Annotated in this window: 14 protein-coding genes; 11 read left to right on the forward strand and 3 right to left on the reverse strand. The window is 62.9% G+C overall.

Features of this window, described 5'->3' with window-relative positions; genetic code table 11:
* The first annotated feature begins 142 nt into the window (after positions 1 to 142).
* Together egtD and egtB are read left to right on the forward strand one after the other, a co-directional pair.
* Positions 143 to 1150: an L-histidine N(alpha)-methyltransferase gene (gene egtD, locus ACCD07_RS26835; protein WP_413449105.1), complete on the forward strand. Its 1008-nt coding sequence runs from the start codon at positions 143 to 145 to the stop codon at positions 1148 to 1150.
* A gap of 9 nt (positions 1151 to 1159) precedes the next feature.
* On the forward strand, positions 1160 to 2422 hold the full coding sequence (gene egtB, locus ACCD07_RS26840) for an ergothioneine biosynthesis protein EgtB (protein WP_413449106.1): 1263 nt from the start codon (positions 1160 to 1162) through the stop codon (positions 2420 to 2422).
* Here the strand turns inward: egtB and ACCD07_RS26845 are convergent.
* Positions 2409 to 3977, reverse strand: coding sequence for a cytochrome C (locus tag ACCD07_RS26845; RefSeq protein WP_413449107.1), 1569 nt, complete (start codon positions 3975 to 3977; stop codon positions 2409 to 2411). The genes egtB and ACCD07_RS26845 overlap by 14 nt on opposite strands.
* Before the next feature lie 154 nt (positions 3978 to 4131).
* On the opposite strand from ACCD07_RS26845, the gene ACCD07_RS26850 reads away from it, so the two are divergent.
* From ACCD07_RS26850 to ACCD07_RS26875, 6 genes are all read left to right on the forward strand, one after another.
* Positions 4132 to 5700 (forward strand): ATP-binding protein, encoded by a 1569-nt coding sequence (locus ACCD07_RS26850; RefSeq protein ID WP_413449108.1) that lies wholly within the window; start codon positions 4132 to 4134, stop codon positions 5698 to 5700.
* An 8-nt stretch (positions 5701 to 5708) separates the two neighbouring features.
* The gene (locus tag ACCD07_RS26855; protein WP_413449109.1) at positions 5709 to 6377 is read left to right on the forward strand and encodes a response regulator; all 669 of its coding nucleotides are present in this window, start codon (positions 5709 to 5711) and stop codon (positions 6375 to 6377) included.
* A gap of 76 nt (positions 6378 to 6453) precedes the next feature.
* Positions 6454 to 7074 carry a MotA/TolQ/ExbB proton channel family protein gene (locus tag ACCD07_RS26860; RefSeq protein ID WP_353402258.1) on the forward strand — a complete coding sequence of 207 codons (621 nt, stop codon included), beginning with the start codon at positions 6454 to 6456 and terminating at the stop codon, positions 7072 to 7074.
* Position 7075: 1 nt separating this feature from the next.
* The gene (locus ACCD07_RS26865) at positions 7076 to 7498 is read left to right on the forward strand and encodes an ExbD/TolR family protein (protein ID WP_353402260.1); all 423 of its coding nucleotides are present in this window, start codon (positions 7076 to 7078) and stop codon (positions 7496 to 7498) included.
* Positions 7499 to 7503: 5 nt separating this feature from the next.
* A complete protein-coding gene (locus tag ACCD07_RS26870; RefSeq protein WP_413449110.1) occupies positions 7504 to 8790 on the forward strand; it encodes a hypothetical protein in 1287 nt (428 codons plus the stop codon).
* A gap of 8 nt (positions 8791 to 8798) precedes the next feature.
* Positions 8799 to 9317 (forward strand): N-acetyltransferase family protein, encoded by a 519-nt coding sequence (locus ACCD07_RS26875; RefSeq protein WP_413449111.1) that lies wholly within the window; start codon positions 8799 to 8801, stop codon positions 9315 to 9317.
* 1 nt (position 9318) lies between these two features.
* Here the strand turns inward: ACCD07_RS26875 and leuA are convergent, their stop codons facing one another.
* Both leuA and ACCD07_RS26885 read right to left on the reverse strand, forming a co-directional pair.
* A complete protein-coding gene (gene leuA / locus ACCD07_RS26880) occupies positions 9319 to 11025 on the reverse strand; it encodes a 2-isopropylmalate synthase (RefSeq protein WP_413449112.1) in 1707 nt (568 codons plus the stop codon).
* Between the two features lie 419 nt (positions 11026 to 11444).
* Positions 11445 to 12218 (reverse strand): flagellar brake protein, encoded by a 774-nt coding sequence (locus ACCD07_RS26885; RefSeq protein ID WP_353402271.1) that lies wholly within the window; start codon positions 12216 to 12218, stop codon positions 11445 to 11447.
* A 475-nt stretch (positions 12219 to 12693) separates the two neighbouring features.
* Between ACCD07_RS26885 and ACCD07_RS26890 the strand changes: the two genes are divergently transcribed.
* From ACCD07_RS26890 to ACCD07_RS26900, 3 genes are all read left to right on the forward strand, one after another.
* Entirely contained in the window at positions 12694 to 13011 is a 318-nt protein-coding gene (locus ACCD07_RS26890) for a hypothetical protein (RefSeq protein ID WP_413449113.1), read from the forward strand.
* Between the two features lie 48 nt (positions 13012 to 13059).
* Positions 13060 to 13566, forward strand: coding sequence for a hypothetical protein (locus tag ACCD07_RS26895; protein WP_413449114.1), 507 nt, complete (start codon positions 13060 to 13062; stop codon positions 13564 to 13566).
* 146 nt (positions 13567 to 13712) lie between these two features.
* A complete protein-coding gene (locus ACCD07_RS26900; RefSeq protein ID WP_413449115.1) occupies positions 13713 to 13991 on the forward strand; it encodes a hypothetical protein in 279 nt (92 codons plus the stop codon).
* The last annotated feature ends 97 nt before the right edge of the window (positions 13992 to 14088 follow it).

The raw sequence follows: 14088 nt of genomic DNA on the forward strand, positions 1-14088 counted from the left end.
TACTTCTGCTGCGACTAATGTGACTATGAATGTGAAGCGCCGCACCGTTTTTTTTGGTGCGGCGCCCCAAAATGGATATTCGGCTATCATAACAAAAATGTTATCCATAGCTGGATGACCACCTCTGAAAGGCAGAGCACTTATGCAGATGTCCCGTTTCTCGGCGATCCGTGTTGTTTCGCCCTACGCAAGCAACACGCCGCCGCAGCGGCAGCCCGCCAACGGCAGCGCGGCGGTGATCGCCGAAATCAGCGCGGGTTTGCTGGCGCCCGACGCCCACACTTCGCCCAAGTTCCTGTACGACGGCCTGGGTTCCAAGCTGTTCGAGGCGATATGCGAGCTGCCCGAATATTATCCTACCCGCACCGAGGCCGGCATCTTCGCCGCGCACGGCGCCGACATGGCGCGCGCCATCGGCACCGGCACCACGATGATCGATCTGGGCGCGGGCAATTGCGCCAAGGCGGCTAGCCTGTTCCCGCTGCTGCAGCCGGCGCAGTACGTGCCGGTGGATATCTCGCGCGATTTCCTCACCGAGGCGGTCGGCCGTTTGCAGCAGCGCTTCCCGCACATCGAGATGACGGCGCTGGGGCTGGACTTTTCCAGCGGCTTCGAGCTGCCGGACAGCGTGCGCCACAGCCGCCGCTTGTTCTTCTATCCCGGTTCCTCGATCGGCAATTTCTCGCCGGAGCAGGCGACGGCCTTCCTGCGCGGCCTGCGCGCCAACGCCGGTGCCGATGGCGGCCTGCTGATCGGCGTGGACCTGATCAAGGACAGTGGGGTACTGGACGCCGCCTACGACGACGCCTTGGGCGTGACGGCGGCCTTCAACCTGAACATGCTGCGCCACCTGAACCATCTGATCGGCGCCGATTTCGATGTCGGCCAGTGGCAGCACCGTGCCTTCTTCAACGCCGCGGAAAGCCGCATCGAGATGCACCTGGAAGCGCGCAGCGCGCTGACGGTGCGTTGGGACGATGGTGAGCGCCACTTCGCGCGCGGCGAACGGATACACACGGAAGACAGCTATAAATATACGCGGCAATCGTTTGTCGGCCTGCTGGAGCGGGCCGGCTTTGCCACCGCCCAGGTGTGGACCGATCCGGCGAACTGGTTCGCCGTCATCCATGCCCGGGTCATCCCGGACTGAAAGCCGACCATGGACATGCGCCTGCCGCCGCAAGACATCAAATCCCGTTTCGCCACCGTACGCCGCCGCTCGCTGGCGCTGGCCGAACCGCTGACCGACGAGGACTGCGGCGCGCAGTCGATGCCGGACGCGAGTCCGATCAAGTGGCACCTGGCGCATACGACCTGGTTCTTCGAGACCTTCATCCTGGAACCCATGGAAGCCGGCTTCGAGCCTTTCCATCCGGCGTTCCGGGTGCTGTTCAATTCTTATTACAACGGCATCGGCGAAAAGCATCCGCGCGCCCAGCGCGGCTTGCTGACACGGCCGGCCATGTCGCAGGTGCGCGCTTACCGCGCCAATGTCGACGAGCGCATCGCCCGGCTGGTCGCCAGCGATCTGGATGACGAGCAGCGCGCGCACCTGACAATGCTGGTCACGCTGGGACTGGAGCATGAACAGCAGCACCAGGAGCTGATGCTCACCGACGTCAAGCACCTGCTGGCGCAAAACGCGCTGCTGCCCGAGTACATGGATCTGCCGCTGCCACCGGCGCCGGCCGCGCTGGCGCTGGCCTGGCTGCCGTTTGAAGGCGGCCTGACGGACATCGGCCATCGCGGCGGCGGCTTCTGCTTCGACAACGAACTGCCGCGCCACAAGCAGTATGTGGCGCCGTTCGAACTGGCCTCGCGGCTGGTGACGAACGGCGAGTACCTGGAATTTATCGCCGCAGGCGGCTATTTCAACGCCGGCTTGTGGCTGGCGGAGGGCTGGGACTGGGTGCGCAGCCAGGGTCTGAACTGCCCGATCTACTGGCAGCAGGACGACCAGGGCCAGTGGCTGGAGTTCACGCTGCACGGCGCGCAGGCGCTGGACCTGAACCGGCCCGCCACGCATTTGTCGTTGTTCGAAGCGGATGCTTATGCGCATTGGGCCGGCGCCCGTTTGCCGACCGAGGCCGAGTGGGAATTCGCCGCCGCCCAGGCGGAGGTGGAGACCGGCTCGCTGCATCCGGCCGCCGCCGATGCAGCGGACGGCGGCGGGCTGCAGCAGATGTTCGGCCACTGCTGGCAATGGACCAGCAGCAGCTATGCCGCCTATCCCGGATACCAGAGCGCGCCGGGCGCGCTGGGCGAGTACAACGGCAAGTTCATGATGAACCAGTACGTGCTGCGCGGCTCGTCCTGCGCCACACCGGCGGGCCATGCGCGCGCCAGCTATCGGAATTTCTTCCCCGCCGGCGCCCGCTGGCAGTTCACGGGCATCCGGCTGGCCCGGCTCACAGCGCCTTGAGGAAGGCGGCCAGGTCGGCCGCTTCCTGCGGCGTGAAGCCGATGTTGAAGCGCGTATCGTAGAACGTCACGATATCCTCGATGGTGTGCACCGAACCATTGTGGAAGTAGGGCGAGCGCGATTCGATGCCGCGCAGGCTGGGTACCTTCACCTTGCCGATATCTCTCCATTTACCAGACAGCATGGCGGCGCCGGGATCGGTGGTGGCCACGGTTTCGCCGGTGGCGTTGTTGCGCAGCGTGTAGAGCGGCATGTCGGCCGTGCGGCGTGCGCCGTCCGATACGCCGGTGTTGAACATGCGCGTGACCGAGTGCGTGCCGGCGTTGGGCGCGTCGTGGCAGCTGGCGCAGCTGCCGCGTTGCAGCGGACGGCGCAACTCGTCGTTGAAGCCGGCCACATTGGTGATGTTGAACGGCTTGTTATTGAAGATTTGTTCGCCGCGCGCGATCGAGGCGCGGGCCAGGTTTTGCGCGCTTGGCGCGGCAGGCGGTGGCGGTGCGGGACGGCCTCGCACCGGTGGTGGAGGCGGAGGCGCCGGGCGGTCCAGGTTGCGCCACGCGCCGAATATCGCCATGACGTTGCGGTTGAACGGGGCTCCGGTTTGATAATCGCCGGACAGCAGGTCGTTGATGCCGTAATAGAAGGCTGTGGAGGCCAGCGACGTGGGACCGCCCAGGGCGCCGGCCTCGGTCAGGCTGCCGGCGTCGATGGAGCTGATCTGCGCGGTGAACAGCGTTTTCTCGAAGTCGACGATGGCGCGCTGTTCGGCAGCCGTCAAATCCTGCGCCGCTTCGGCGTGGCCGCGCACGGCGTCGTTGGCCTGGTGCAGCAGGCCGGCATCGACGGCGGTGTAGCACTGCGCCGGGCGCACATCCTTCAGGCAGACGGTTGAATTGGCGTCGGCCGGGGTTTCGCGGCTGTCCCACATCACGCTGCTGGCGAATTTGAGATTGGTGGTCGGCAGCGGCCGGCGGAACAGCGACAGCTCCCTGGCGCTGGCGTAGTTGTACGGATCGTCGGTCTTCACCAGCGTGAATTCCGCGCCGGCGGGCATGGCCAGGCCGACGCGGATCAGGCCCTTGGTCAGCAGCATGCTGTAGGCGACGCGCTTCTGGTCCAGCGTGGCCGTGGCGGCCAGCGGCGAGACGGCGCCGTCGACCAGGCGGAAAACGGGATCGGTGCCGGCGCTGTCGGCGAAGCGCGCGGCCAGCTTGTCCGGGCCGATGCTCCAGCCGTTGTCAGGCTGGTGGCAGGTGGCGCATGAACGGCCGTTGCCCATCGGTTTGAAGAAGGGATTGGCGGTATCGACCGCACCGGCGGTGCTGAAACTGAGGGAGGCGCCTTCGTCGTTGGGCACCGGCGCCAGCACGATGGGCGGCGCGGAAGTCTGCACTGAGGCGGCAAGCGTGGCGGCGCCACCTGGTGCGCCGCCCTGTGCCAGGCGTGGCGCGGCGCTGGCGGTTGTGCTGTCGGCGGTCGGATCGCTGCCGCCGCAGGCCGCGAGCAGGGCGGCGGTGGCGATGGCCGGAGCCAGGTTCAGGACGCGGTGATACATGGTGTGCTCCGTCTGTTTGTTGATGACGGGCCGAGATTGCACCGCAATTGTGTGGGAAAAATGTAGGCGGACCGTAGTGTGGCGTTTTAGCCAAGCTCCATATTTTCTGCACATTTGGCGGTTATGATGGCGGGATGACGACCATGAGCCAGCCATGCGGTTGACCATCGCCCGCAAGATCGCGCTGGCGGTGACCGCTATCGTCTTTCTCTGCGTGGGGACGATGGCGTGGGTCGCCAGCAGTAACCTGAAGCGCGGCTTCGTCGCCTATCTCAATGAATTGCAGGTCCAGGATTTCGACCAGTTGCGCGAGCTGCTGGAGGACCGCTATCGCACCGAAGGCAGTTGGGATTGGCTGCGAGGGAAGCCGCGCGCGCTGGGCGAGCTGCTGAACAGGATAACGCCGATCAGCCAGGTGTTCGAGCCGGACGGCGACACGCACCGTCCGCGCCGCGAGCGCCGTCCACCGCCGCCGCGCCGGGCCGGCCCGCCGCCGGCGGACGACGGTCAAGGCGGAGCGTATGCCTATCAAGCCAGGCCGCCGCGCCGTGAACCGCCGCCGCCGGAGGCGGATCCGCCGCCCGCCGAGGCCGAGCCCAGGCCCGCCGCTCCGCCGCCGCGCAGCAACGATCCGATGGATTTCGCCTCGCGCATCTCCATCACCGACGCGCAGGGCGGCAAGTTGATCGGACCTCCCGACATCAAGGTCGGCGCCGAACGCGCCATCAAGGTGGATGGCGTGGTGGTCGGCCACATGCGTCTGATGCCGCTGCGCGAGACCGGCGGCGCCGACGCCAGCGCCACCATTTTCCTGCGCGAGCAGCTGCGGTCGATCCTGCTGCTGTCCGCCGTCCTGGTCGGCCTGGCCATCCTGGCGGCGATCTGGCTGGCGCGCCACCTGTTGCGGCCCGTGGCGGCGCTGCGCGACGTCACCGCCCGGCTGGCGCTCGGCGAATTCAGCGCCCGCGCGCCGCTGCTGTCGCGGGACGAGGTGGCCGAGCTGGCGCTGCACGTCAACGCCATGGCCGAGGCGCTGGAGGAGAGCGAACGCCGGCGGCGCAAGGTGCTGGCCGACGTGTCGCACGAGCTGCGCACGCCGCTGACGGTCATACGCGGCGAAATCGAAGCGCTGCTCGACGGCATACGCCAAGCCGACGGCAACGCGCTGCAGTCGCTGCATGCCGAGGTGCTGCGCCTGAACAAGCTGGTCGACGACCTGCACCAACTGACCATGGCGGATGCGGGCGATCTGCAATACCACTGGCATGAACTGAACCTGGCCGAGCTGCTGCGGCCGACGCTGGAGCGCTACCAGCCGCGCGCGCAGAAGTGCGGCCTTGATCTGAGCTGGAGCCTGCCGTCCGTCCCCATGATGATGACGGGCGATGCCGGGCGCCTGCAGCAGGTGGTCACCAATCTGCTGGAGAACAGCCTGCGCTACACCGACGCCGGCGGCCATGTGGTCGTCGCCTTGACCAGCGCCGCCGGCTATGCCGAGATCACCGTGGAGGACAGCGCACCCGGCGTGCCGTCCGACGTGGTGGGTAGCATCTTCGAGCGCCTGTACCGGGTGGATGCGGCCCGCACGCGCGAGCGCGGCGGCAGCGGGCTGGGTCTGGCGATCTGCAAGGCGCTGGTGGAGGCGCACGGCGGCGCCGTCGGCGCCACCGCATCCGTATTGGGCGGACTGAAAGTGCTGGTCCGCTTGCCACTAAAAAAATAGGAGACGCCGTGTCCCATATCCTCATCGTTGAAGACGACGTCAAGATCGCCGCGCTGCTGGCTGACTACATGGGCGCCGCAGGCTGGCAGACCCGCAGCGTGGCCGACGGCCGCAGCGCGGTCGAGGCCATCCGGGGCGGCGGCTTCGACCTGGTGCTGCTGGACGTGATGCTGCCGGAGCTGGACGGCATCGGCGTGTGCCGCGAGGTGCGCGTCTTTTCCCAAATCCCCATCATCATGCTGACTGCGCGCGTCGACGAGATCGACCGCTTGCTTGGCCTGGACAACGGCGCCGACGATTATGTCTGCAAACCGTTCAGCCCTCGCGAGGTGGTGGCGCGGGTGCGCGTGCATTTGCGCCGCAGCGCGGGTGCCGGCGGCACGGTGCCAGTCGTTGCGGTCTCGCCATTCCAGATCGACCGCCCCGGCATGCGCATCCTGCACAACGGCGCCGCGCTCGCGCTGACGCCGCTGGAGTTCCGGCTGCTGGCCGAGTTGATCGAGAATCCCAGCCGGGTCTACACCCGCCAGCAGTTGCTGGACTTCGCCCACCAGGACCAGCGCGACATCGGCGATCGCACCGTCGACTCGCACATCAAGAACATCCGCCGCAAACTGCCGGACGCCGAGTGCCTGCAATCCGTGTATGGCGTCGGCTACCGTTTCGAACTGGCTTGAGATTGCCAATAAATATAAAGTAATTGATAATGGCTGCCTCACTCATACTAGGGCGCCGATCATGCAGGAATTGGATTTGACCGAGCAAATCACCCATGCCGGCGCCGCAATGGTGGTGGTGCTGGCGTTGTCGGTACTGGCCCTGGCTGTAGCGCTGGAGCGTCTGGCGCACCTGCGCCGCAAATATATCGTACCGGATGGACTGGCGCAGCAACTGGAGCCGCTCTGGGATGCCGGAAAATTCGATGAGATCGAGGCGGTGCTGGCCGCCAGCGACAGCACCCTGGCGCGCACTGTGGAATACATGGTCGAGCACCGCCACCAAAGCGCGGCCATCATCTCCGCCGGTTGCGGCGACCTGGCCTCGATCGAGATGCGCCAGCACCAGCAGAAGGCGCAGCCGTTGGCCGTCGTCGCCACCGTGGCGCCCATCGTCGGCCTGCTGGGCACCGTGATCGGCATGATCGAATCCTTCCACGTCATCGCCTATGCCGGTGGCATGGGTGATCCTGCGCTGCTGGCGGGCGGCATCTCCAAGGCGCTGATCAATACCGCCGCCGGTCTCAGCGTCGCGCTGCCGGCCCTGTGCCTGCACCACTATTTCAAGAGCCGCGTGGTGTTGTATGGCCTGGCACTGGAAAAGCAAGTCAACCGCCTGATCAGTCGCTGGTTCATCGCCGCGCGGGAGGCCGCGTAGCATGCGCATCGACCTGGGTGACGAGGATCAACCGGAGATCGGCCTTACGGCGCTGATCGACTGCATCTTCTTCCTGCTGATGTTCTTCATGGTGGCGACGTCGTTCAAGCAGCAGACCACGCAGCGCAAGGACAAGCAACTTCCGATCACGCTGCCGGCGTCGTCCAATGCGCTGGAGGAGTCGGACGACAACGCGCGTCCGCTGATCATCGGCGTGGGCCGGGACGGCAAGCTGTATCTGGAAGGCGAGGCGGTAACGGCCCAGGGCTTGCACTCGCGCCTGCGCGCCGTCGCCGCGGCCGATGCCGGCACCCGTATCCGCATCGACGGCGACAAGCAGGCCGCCTACCAGCACATCGTGCGCGTGATGGACCTGTGCCAGATCGAAGGCCTGCACAATATCGCCATGCGCACGCGGAACTGAATCCGATGGACCGCAAGTATCTGGTCGTTTCGCTGCTGGGCCACGGCGCCGCCGCGTGGGTGTTGTGGAGCGTCGGCCAGCATGCGGCCGGCAATCAGAACGAAGTGCGCGCGGCGGACTACGCCGAGCGCGCCACCAGTGCCGCGCTGGGCCGCGAGATGAATGAGCTGGCCAACATCAAGGCCGCGCTGGAACAGGGCAGCGGCAAGGATGCGGCCAGGCTGGCGGCATCTGGGCCGGCGGCTGCATCGCGCGAACAGCAGGTGCGCAAGACCCCGGAGCAGATGGCTGCCGCGATCAATGAGCTGGCGCAGTCCATCGAGCAGCTGCGGCGCGAGGCCAAGGCGGAGCAGCTAGCCAAACTGCTGAAGATATCAAGGGAAGAAGCCTTGAAAAAAACCGAACAGCGCAAGCCGCGGACGTTGGATCCGAAGACGATGACGCCCGCCGAGCTAAGTCTGGCGATGGGCCAGATGCAGCGGCAGGCCAGCCAGGCGCTGGCGGCGCGACAGGATCAACTGCAGCGTCAAGCTGACGGCGCGATGGTGAAAGGACAGGGCATCGGTGACGGTGAGAGCACGGGTTTCACCGGCGCCGCCGTGGGCCGCAGCGGCGCCACGCCGCTGCCGCTGGGCAGTGCGCTGGACCTTACCGATGCCACAGGGGCGGTGCACCGCGACTCTTCCGCTGCCATCGCGGTGCCTGCGGTGAATTCGCTGACGTTGCGTCCCGGGGCCAGCCGCGCCATCGGCAGCGACGGCGTCTACGCCAGCCGGGTCTATATCGACACGTGGTACATGATCGGTCCGTTCCCTGCCGACGACAGCACCCGTGTTGCGCCGGAGTTTCCGCCCGAGCAGCAGATCGATCTGGATGCCGTCTACCTCGGCAAGGACCGCCGGCTGCTGAAATGGGAGTACACACATTTCGACCGTTATCCCGTCGTGCCGGTCGACGGTGCGCAGTACGCCATCTACTACGGCTATACCGAGATCGCTTCGGACCGCGAGCGCGATGTGTGGCTGGAGATCGGCGGCGACGACGATTCCAGGCTGTGGCTGAACGATAAGCTGGTGTGGGCCAGTTTCGAAGGCATGAAGCCGTGGTACCAGGATGGAGGCTATCGCTCGCTCCGCAAGGAGATCGACGCGCTGAACCTGACCGAAGGCAGCCGCAAGGTCCATCTGAAAAAAGGCCGTAATACGCTGCTGTTCAAACTCTATAACGGCCAGGCCGAAATGTTCTTCTCGCTGGTGCTGACCAGCGGGCAGCATCCGGCCGGCTCTCTTTAAGGTCGCCCATGTTGATACGCCGTTTGATTCCAGATGATGCCGCGGCCTTCCTCGCACTGCGGCTGGCGGGGTTGCGCGAGTCGCCTTCCGCGTTCGGTTCCAGCTACGAGGAAGAGCGCGACACGCCGCTGTCCACGATAGAAGCGCGGCTGGCGGCCGATTCCGGCCGCAATATGTTCGGCGCCTTTGATGGCGACGAGCTGGTTGGCCTGGTCGCGGTGGGGCGCGAGGCCGCGCTGAAAATCCGGCACAAAGGCTATATCCGCGCGATGTACGTGGCCGAAGCTTATCGGGGCAGGGGTGTTGGACGGCGCTTGATGGAGCACGCGCTGGCATTCGCTGCGACCATGCCGGGTGTGCAAAGGCTGACTCTGTCGGTCACCGCGGGCAATGCCGCGGCGACCGAGCTCTATGAGTCATTGGGCTTCCAGGAGTTCGGCCGTGAGCCGGATTCGATGATCGTCGACGGTCAGCTGTACGACGAGATCATGATGTCGCGGACGATACTCGTTACTTCGCCGTCCTGAATCAGGCGGTGGCGTCGGCGCCCGCCGGTGCCGCAACTGCTGCGGCTTCCTGTTGCGTGATCTGGCGATTGACCGCGCTCAGCACCGCCTTGAACGAGGCCGTGACGATGTTGCTGTCGATGGCCGCGCCGAACAGCGTTGGGCCGTTGGCCAGGCGCAGTTCGACGTAGCAGGCCGCCTTGGCGTTGGCGCCGGAGCCGATCGAGTGCTCATGGTAGTCCATCAGCTTGATGTCCAGGCCGAGCGCATCGACGAAGGCGTCGATCGGGCCGTTGCCGCCGCCCTGCAGTGCCATCGGCAGCTTGCGGTGGGTGAGGGCGATGTCGATCTGCACCGGCTCGTCGCTGCTGGTGTCTTCCACCATCTTGTGCGAGTTGTAGGCGTACGGCGAAACCTGCTCGAAGTATTCCTTGTTGAAGATGTCGTAGATGCCGTCGGCGGTGATCTCCAGGCCGGTGGCGTCGGCCACCGCCTGCACGGCGCGGCTGAACTCAATCTGCAGGCGGCGCGGGAGGACCAGGCCATAGTCCTGCTCAAGCAGATAAGCCATGCCGCCCTTGCCGGACTGGCTGTTGACGCGGATGACGGCGTCGTAGCTGCGGCCCAGGTCCTGCGGGTCGATAGGCAAATACGGAATCTCCCACAGCGCGCCTTCCTTCTGCTGGGCGAAGCCTTTCTTGATCGCGTCCTGGTGCGAGCCGGAGAAGGCGGTGAACACCAGGTCGCCGACATACGGATGGCGCGGGTGCACCGGCAACTGGTTGCACTCTTCGACGCACTTGCGCACTTCGTCGATGTCGGAGAAGTCCAGGCCGGGGTGCACGCCCTGGGTGTAGAGGTTCAACGCCAGCGTGACCAGGTCGACGTTGCCGGTGCGCTCGCCGTTGCCGAACAGGCAGCCTTCGACGCGGTCGGCGCCGGCCATCACGGCCATCTCGGCGGAAGCGACGGCGGTGCCGCGGTCATTGTGCGGGTGGACGCTGATGATCAGCGAATCGCGGCGCGCCAGCTTGCGCGACATCCATTCGATCTGGTCGGCGTAGACGTTGGGCGTGCTGCACTCCACCGTCGACGGCAGGTTGATGATCATCTTGTTCTGCGGGGTTGGTTCCCAGATCGCCGTGACGGCGTCGCAGATATGCTTGGAAAAATCGAGCTCGGTGGTGGAGAACGACTCCGGCGTGTACTCGAAGCCCCATTCGGTCTGCGGGTGCTGCTTGATCAGTTCCTTCACCAGCTTGGTGCCGGTGGTGGCGATGTTGGTGATCTCTTCGCGCGACATGCCGAAGACGACTTTGCGGAATACCGGCGCCACCGAGTTATACAAGTGGACGATGGCGCGCCTGGCGCCGACGCAGGATTCCACCGTGCGGCGGATCAGTTCATCGCGCGACTGGGTCAGCACGATGATGGTGACGTCGTCCGGAATGCGGTTTTCCTCGACCAGCTTGCGCACGAAGTCGAAGTCGGTCTGCGAGGCGGAAGGGAAGCCCACCTCGATTTCCTTGAGGCCGATCTTCACGAGCAGCTCGAAGAAGCGCAGTTTTTTCTCGGCGGTCATCGGTTCGATCAGGGCCTGGTTGCCGTCGCGCAGATCGGTGCTCATCCAGATCGGCGGCTTCGAAATGACGTTATTCGGCCACTGGCGGTCGGACAATTGCACAGGGGGGAAGGCGCGATACTTGGCTGCTGGGTTCTGCAACATCATGGGGTGCTCCTGGGTCTTTAAATTTTGGGAAGTGCTGGATGCCGTGATCCGACGAATCGGGTGTGCCGGCGCTACATGTGGCGAAGGGCTGCCGCGCGGCCACGGAATACTAGGCTCGGCAACCGATCGGTAGTTTTAGCAGTAGCGACAAGGACGAAGCTGGGAGCATCGGTGCAAACTTTCCTGGGATTTGAAGACATGTGCGGCTTGTGGCCGGCACGGGGTACAGCTGGAACGCGGCTAATTAAGCGCGTGCTAGTAGGCGCATCGCTAGCGATAGGGCGCTAGGCGACGGCAGCAGGAAAGCGGATAGGTGCAGATGCGAGGTCATGGACCTTAATGTACGAGATAGCCGGCGTGGCTGTCAAGGAAATTTGACCAACTTGCAATTATTGTATCGGATCGGCCTCTGTCCAGCTTCATCGCTGCCGCGGGGCATTGTTTATCTGATCCATAATGCTTTTGATCTCGCCTTCCGCCTCCGGCGTCAAATTGATGAACATGCAGCCGATATGGACTTGTTCGCCCAGCAGGAAGGAGCGGATGGAGCGCGTGAAGCGTACCTCCAGTTCTGCGACGATGTCGGTTTCCAATCCCAGATACAGCTGCACTTCCTGCAGTTTGCGGCCCTTGAGCAAGCCCTTCGCATCGCTCTTCGAGCAACGCAGGCCGATCCCGCCCAGCGAGAAATCGTATATCGGCAACTCATGGGGGGTACCGTTCAGCTCATACGAAGCCATGAAACTGGCGCCCAGCGGCGTCTCCATGCGCTCCGAGGCACGCCGGTTCAGCACCGCGCAGGTCTCCGGGAAGATCATCGGGATCAGCTGTGGCTGGCCGGGAAGCGAGGTCCATTCCGGTTTGGACAGGCGGAATTGCAGCTTCGCGCTGCGCAGCCAGGCGACGAAGGTGATGTTGCCTGGCTTGAGGGTCTCACCTTCGTTTAACTCCATCACGAAATTCGGCAGCTCGGGATCGACCTGCAGTATGCGTCCGAGCACCACCTCCCGGCTGCCGGCCGCGTACATCGAGATCGCGTCGCCGCTCGCAGCCAGCAGGGTCAACGCGTCGCCGATATCATCTTCGGTCGTCATGTCATATGAGTTGGCCGATACCGGGAAGGGGGCCATTGCATCTTGCGGCCGTGGCGGTCCTTTACGGATCTGGGCGGCAGAGGGCTCGTTGAGCAACATATGGCCTCCTTGTAGTTAGTGCAACTTTAGACATTGTTTAGGTCTGTTTATAATCCCATCATAGTTCGTGTTTTTCCATAAAGCAACTTTATTTTGATTTTGAGAAGAATCCGCCGTTGATAGAGTGCTGACACTCATTGACGTTGGAGCGGACAATGCTCATCGAGGCGGGGCCGCCGTCGACGGAGTTTGACCGCCAAAGTTTGTTCTGTTGATCATTACGAAGGTCCGTAACGGGAGGCTTCGGCCTAAAGTGAGAATGCGTGAGCTTTGCAGAAATGCCAGATGCTATGCTGAATGCCTTCGGCCGGGGCTGGCCAGCAACGGACGTGTCAGAGATTGCGCATGTGATGTGTCCCATATGACTGAGAAAATTTGACAGTTTTCGGCCAAGAGCCGACCTTGGTAGTATGGTAATAGAAAAGAACACTTTTATTTGCTGCACCAGGCAGCAATCAGTTCTGCGGAAGAAGCAATGTTTGAATATAGCGTGATTGACATGTTCCCGATCGATGGTCGCTGCGTCGTTTTTACAGGCAAAGTTGAACAGGGCGAAGTACACCTCGGCGACAAGCTCTTTTTGAGATCTCAGCATGGGGAGGTCGGCGTTACCGTCAAAAGCCTCGAGCCGAGCGGCTTCCGGCGGTCAGGCGCCGTGGCCGGTGACAACGTTTCAATTGTCGTCGAACCCTTGAACCTAGACGCCATCGCGGATGGATTTTGTCACCTCGGCGACAATTCGTATCAGGTTCGCGCTCTTAGCTTGAATGGCGAATGCACGCGAAGTCGTTAGTCGGCGATCAGCGGACCTCGCTCGCGACGACAACTACAGGGAAGCAATGTGAAGATGCTCGTATCAAGGAAAGTCGTTGGAATCATTTCTTCTGTGGGCATGATATTCATGGCGGTGGTGTCTCCAGCGACAGCTGGCGATGCAAAATCAAACGACTGTAGATTGGTGCCGTCTCATAAAGATGAGGAATCTGGAGACGAGCGGTCTCACTCTACGGCTCGGGTACTGATCAAATATGTGGAGAAATATTGGGATATCGCCACTTCGGAAAAACCGGAAGAGGTTTCAGTGTCACGTGTGGATGACCCTTCTGGTGACGGGTCAAGACTTGATTTTTACAACGTACAGTTCAGGACTTTCCAAGCGGGTTTTTATCGCTATCCGGATGGGACAGCGATGCCATCAGGCCTTTCTACAGCATCTACCAAATTCAATCTACCGTGCGGGCTGAAGGTGGGGAAAACGCAAAAAAAAGGTGCGAGCCGTTTTAGGTGCACCTACACAAGTTCAGCAAGAATCTTTTATTTATGGTACTGGTGGCGACCAAAATGGTGAGGTAATTTTTACCTTCAAACGAGGGAAACTGACCCAGGTCGCTTGGGCATACGACACACACTAGGTGCATTTCTGCTGTTCGGGGGCATCGGTTTCCCTCAGATGCTGTAACCGGCCAACAACGGACGTTTAATTTTAGATAGATTATGAGATTTCTTGAACGCTTGATGGATTGGGAGGGCACAGTTTATTTCATCGGTGCAATTGCTGGGCTCGGTGTTATCGGGTACATTGTCTCAAATTGGTTTCTAGAATTTTGGAGTCGCGGCAACTTTGCCGCAGCTTTCGGATTGTTGGCAGCTGGGATTTTGTTGGCTAGCCTCGCTTTGATTCGGGTCCCCATTGCACTTATCGTCGTGTTTAGTGGAGCAGCGATTTCAGCTACGGCATTTTTTTCGGGTCATCTAAACCTTTTGTTGCCGTAGGCGTCGATTCCGCATCCGGCCAGAAGCAATGGGATGGACTCCTCCTCACCTATCGGCGTCGATGCGCCTAAACTGGAGTTTCGACACAACCAGTTGA

This window comes from Duganella sp. Dugasp56 (genome assembly GCF_047304105.1).
Classification (GTDB): domain Bacteria; phylum Pseudomonadota; class Gammaproteobacteria; order Burkholderiales; family Burkholderiaceae_D; genus Rugamonas; species Rugamonas hordei.